The organism is Moorena sp. SIO1F2 (assembly GCF_010672755.1).
Lineage (GTDB): Bacteria > Cyanobacteriota > Cyanobacteriia > Cyanobacteriales > Coleofasciculaceae > Moorena.
The window spans coordinates 1-4,596 of record NZ_JAAHFV010000451.1 but is presented as its reverse complement, the minus strand read 5'-3'; the positions used below and the strand labels follow the sequence as shown (position 1 = coordinate 4,596).

The following is a 4,596-nucleotide window of genomic DNA, read 5'->3' as shown; positions in this document are numbered from 1 at the left end:
TGACCAATATTGATAAATTGATCATCAATTTATCACTATTGGTGATACCTTTATCACTATTGGTGATAAAGGTATCAATATGCTTCGTAAAGCCATCATTCGTCAAGTTGTCCGTAGTATCAATACGATTAACATTGACGATAATTCAACCAAGTCACCCCTAACTCGACAAGAGTACCGCATTCGTCAGGCATTGCTTACCAACGTCAAAAACTTTTGGATTAAAGGTGTTTTAGAAAAATCTTTATTTAAGCAAGTGCTAATTGAACAGGGACTAGAAGAACGGCCTGATGCAGTTACTAACCCTTGGAACGAGATTAGAGAGATTAGTGAGTACTCACCTCAACCACTCCCAGAAGGGACTAAGGTAATTGACATTTTTGACCAAATTAGTCCAGGTCGAACGCTGCTGATATTAGGTGAACCAGGCTCAGGTAAAACCACAACGTTACTAGAACTAACCCGTGACTTAATTGCCCGTGCTGATCAAGATGTTGATTCCCCAATTCCTGTGGTATTGAATCTATCCTCTTGGGCAAATAAGAGGCAAAGTATTGCTGATTGGCTAGTCGAAGAACTACGCACTATATATAAGGTTCCTAAGACAATTGGACAAGCTTTAGTCACGAAACAGCAACTGCTCCTGCTCTTAGATGGTTTGGATGAAGTCCAGGCTCGATATCGAGAGGCGTGTGTTACTGCTTTGAACAATTTCCTTCAGCAGTACAATGCAGCAGAAATTGTTGTTTGCAGCCGCATCAAAGACTACCAAGCCCTCTCTAACCGTCTGAACTTTGCAAGTGCGGTTTATTTGAGGTTGCTCACCTTAGAACAAATCTCTCATTACCTGGATAGTTTGAGGGCTAATGTTACAGGATTGAGAGCATTAATTGCAGAGGATACAGTACTGCAAAAGTTAGCTCAATCTCCTTTAATGCTCAATATTATGACTCTGGCTTACCAAGGAGTAGCTGTTGAAGACTTACCTAAAACTGACTTGGTAGAAGAACGTCGCAAACAGCTATTCAGTGCCTACATTGAGAGGATGTTTAAGCGTCGGCGGACTAATCAGAGATACAGTAAAGCTCAAACAAAGTATTGGTTGACTTGGCTGGCAAAGCGGATGCTTCAGGAGCAACAAACGATATTTTTAATTGAACGAATGCAGCCTACCTGGTTGCTAAATCGAACTCAGAGGATAGTTTATTCAACTCTATTGATATTGGTGTGTGAGCTAATTTTTGGCTTAACGGGTGGACTAATGTTTAGCTTAACGAGTTGGCTAATGTTTAGCTTAACGAGTTGGCTAATTTTTGGCTTAACGGGTGGACTATTTTTTAGTTTACTTTTGGGGATAGGAGATAGGGAAAAAATAAAACCTGTTGAAATTTTAGATGTTTCTCGAATAAGACTAGAGAATAGACTAAATTTGAAGCAAATTATTAAAGGGATACGTAGACTGAGTGTTGGACTGAGTGTTGGGGTAGCTTTGGCACCGGTTTTTGGACTGGTTTTTGGACTGGTTTTTGGACTGGTTTTTGGGTTGATAGGTGGGCTGGCTGGTTCTAATTTAGATATAAAATCAGCTCCTAATCAGGGGATATTTAGATCAGCAATTAACGCGGTAAACTTGGGATTTTTGAGTGGGTTAATATTTGGATTGATTGGTGGATTTATTGATGGGTTATCTGCTGGGCTGATAACTGGAGTGATTAGTACTTTACTAATGAGTACGTTAAGCAATGCTGGTATTGCTTGCATTCAACATTTCGTCTTGCGTATAATTTTATTCTGTAGTGGATACATTCCGTGGAACTACGCTCGTTTCTTAGACTACGCCACTGATCATATTGTTTTGCAAAAGGTTGGCGGTGGCTACATGTTTGTCCATCGCTTTCTACTAGAGCATTTTGCTATCTTGGAACCATGGGAACTAGAATAACGGGGAGTCGATTAATTTTGGGTGCATCTCCTAAAAGCTGTTTGAGCCGGTGGTGCGTTACGGGGTGGGCTATTTCAAAGCTGGCGAAAAAGCGGAAAATCACGGCGATCCCACCCCTAACACACCCTACGCAAAATTTACTGAAGCGACATAACAGTAAAGTTGAGCGGTGTGAAACCATTTTATAACAAAGCTCAACACTTTTGCTTTCACATCCGCTCCAATGCCATGTTAGGCAAACGAAAGTTGGTGGTGGTTGGATTGAGGTATAAAATCCAATTTACAAGATTGCCCACCACTCAAACTTCTTGATGGGCAAATTATTTGTAGAAGGTTTTTCCTTCCTCGACCAGTCCTAAGGTTTGGAGGGTGTCGTTGATAGCATCCATCATACCTAGGTCTTGCAGGGTTCCTTTACCATTTACTACGCGACGCAGAGCGATATAGAAGGTAATTTCCCCAACCGCAATTTCGTCGGTCTTGCTACCGCCAGAAACAATCTTCTGAGCATAAGAGTTTAATTTTTCTTCGATCAAGTCATTCAGGTTCATTATTAGTCTCCTTTGAAAGGTTCGAAATCCTTGCCTAAAGCCCTTTGATTGGGCCTGCACAGTGGATATTCGCTGACAGATCCTACCATGAAATGTGGGACAATGCTTACTGTTACATTAATGCAAAAATGCAGCTTGCCAGGGAACGAGAAAATCCTAGGGAGGGCAAGGGGATATTTAGATCAGCAGTTAACGCGGTAACCTTGGGGTTATTGAGTGGGTTGATCTTTGGATTGATTGGTGAACTTATTGCTGGGTTAGATGGTGGGCTGATAACTGGAGTGATTAGTACTTTGCTAATGAGTATGTTAAGTAATGCTAGGATTGCTTGCATTCAACATTTGGTCTTGCGTATAATTATATTCTGTAGTGGACACATTCCGTGGAACTACGCTCGTTTCTTAGACTACGCAACTGATCGTATTTTTTTGCAAAAGGTTGGCGGTGGCTACATGTTTGTCCATCCCTTGCTACTAGAGCATTTTGCTACCTTGGAACCATGGGAACTAGAAAAACGGTGAGTCGATTAATGTTGGGTGCATCTCCTAAAAACTGTTTGAGCCGGTGGTGCGTTACGGGGTGGGCTATTTCAAAGCTGGCGAAAAAGCGGAAAATCACAGCGATCCCACCCCTAACACACCCTACGCAAAATTTACAAAAGTGAGATACACCCATTAATGTTACTGTGGCTAGCTTCTTTCTAAACGAGTCCTTCTAGTAGAAAGATTCCGCAACAATCAGGAGTCAAAGTCTACAAGCTAGAGTTGCGATCGCTAAACACTAACTAAGCATTTTATGGTGTACCCAGTCGGGGCGGTGCCAAAAATGCCTGGAAGCCCCTCAAGGCAAGGCAGTATTTTTGTTAACTAGAATAGAAGAAACTCTTTTGTGCGGGAAGTAGAGATCGCGATGAAAGTAGCCACCACACCTGTTGAAACCAATCCCATTGTGTTGAGGATGCCCCCGGCATGGGCTATGGATGATGATCAATTTTTTGAGTTTTGTCAGATTAATCGAGATTTACGAATTGAGCGCACATTAGACGGAGAAATAATTGTTATGCCCCCCACAGGAGGTGAAACATCTCAAAAAAATTCCAACATTAATTTTCAGCTACAGTTGTGGAATCGCCAAACAAAGCTAGGCAAGGTATTTGATTCTTCTGGTGGCTTTAAGCTGCCCAATGGTGCAGAACGTTCCCCTGATGCTTCTTGGGTCAAAAAAGACAGGTGGGAAGCCCTAACGCCTCAACAAAGGAAAAAGTTTATTCCTCTGTGCCCAGATTTTGTGATTGAGTTGCGCTCTCCCAGTGATAGGGTGAAGAGTCTTAAGGAAAAGATGGAAGAGTACAGGTCAAATGGCGCTCTGTTGGGGTGGTTGATTGAGCCAAATAGTCGTCAAGTATATATTTACCGTCCTGGGGTAGAAGTGGAGCAGTTGGACAATCCAGCTACGGTGAAGGGGGATGAATCAGTGCTGCCTGGTTTTGTCATGGTCATGGAAGAAGTTTGGGAAGGCTGAACAACGCTTTAATCCAATTGGAATACGCGATCGCTGAAAGCGGGACGCGCGTCCATCGCTTACTAGCTAGGCGCAATCAATCCGGCGTTGCTGAATTAAGGAATGAATGCGGGATCATCTGGTTTTGGTCAAGCCCCCGTTGGTCCCCCAAATTTGGGGGACTTTGAAAGTCTTGTTCCCCCCAAAATTGGGGGGCTAGGGGGGCTTGACCATACCCATAATCAGCAACGCAATCAATCCAGGTAATCCCAAATGGCTCGATTCCTGGCAGATGAAAATTTTAATACCAAAAGATTAGTTGCTTAATCGATAATGGGTAATGGGTAACTGACCTAACTGTACCTGAGATGATTCCTTAGAGGATATCTGAAAAGTTTTTTTATACTGAATTTTGCCCCCCTAGCCCCCCAACTTTGGGCAGGGCTGTTTCAAAGAAAAATAAGTTAACGATTATTGGAGATAGGGGGATAGGGGGATAGGGGGATAGGGAAATAGCTCAAAATTTTCCGAAAAATCCCCAAATTTAGTCATTAAAATCTGACTAATTAGCCGGCTTCAATCAACTCAAATGACTAACAATTC

General features: G+C 42.4%; 4 protein-coding genes. 3 read left to right on the top strand and 1 reads right to left on the bottom strand.

From position 1 onward, the window contains the following. Nucleotides 1-79: 79 nt before the first annotated feature. Complete coding sequence (locus tag F6J94_RS30655; protein ID WP_293047189.1) at nt 80-1,942, top strand: NACHT domain-containing NTPase; 1,863 nt, start codon at nt 80-82, stop codon at nt 1,940-1,942. A gap of 320 nt (nt 1,943-2,262) precedes the next feature. On the opposite strand, the gene F6J94_RS30650 is transcribed toward F6J94_RS30655, so the two are convergent. After that, entirely contained in the window at nt 2,263-2,493 is a 231-nt protein-coding gene (locus F6J94_RS30650) for a hypothetical protein (protein WP_293047187.1), read from the bottom strand. 128 nt (nt 2,494-2,621) lie between these two features. Between F6J94_RS30650 and F6J94_RS30645 the strand changes: the two genes are divergently transcribed. Together F6J94_RS30645 and F6J94_RS30640 are read left to right on the top strand one after the other, a co-directional pair. Then, on the top strand, nt 2,622-3,014 hold the full coding sequence (locus tag F6J94_RS30645) for a hypothetical protein (protein ID WP_293047185.1): 393 nt from the start codon (nt 2,622-2,624) through the stop codon (nt 3,012-3,014). Nucleotides 3,015-3,402: 388 nt separating this feature from the next. Beyond that, nucleotides 3,403-4,014: a Uma2 family endonuclease gene (locus F6J94_RS30640; RefSeq protein WP_293047183.1), complete on the top strand. Its 612-nt coding sequence runs from the start codon at nt 3,403-3,405 to the stop codon at nt 4,012-4,014. Nucleotides 4,015-4,596 lie beyond the last annotated feature (582 nt).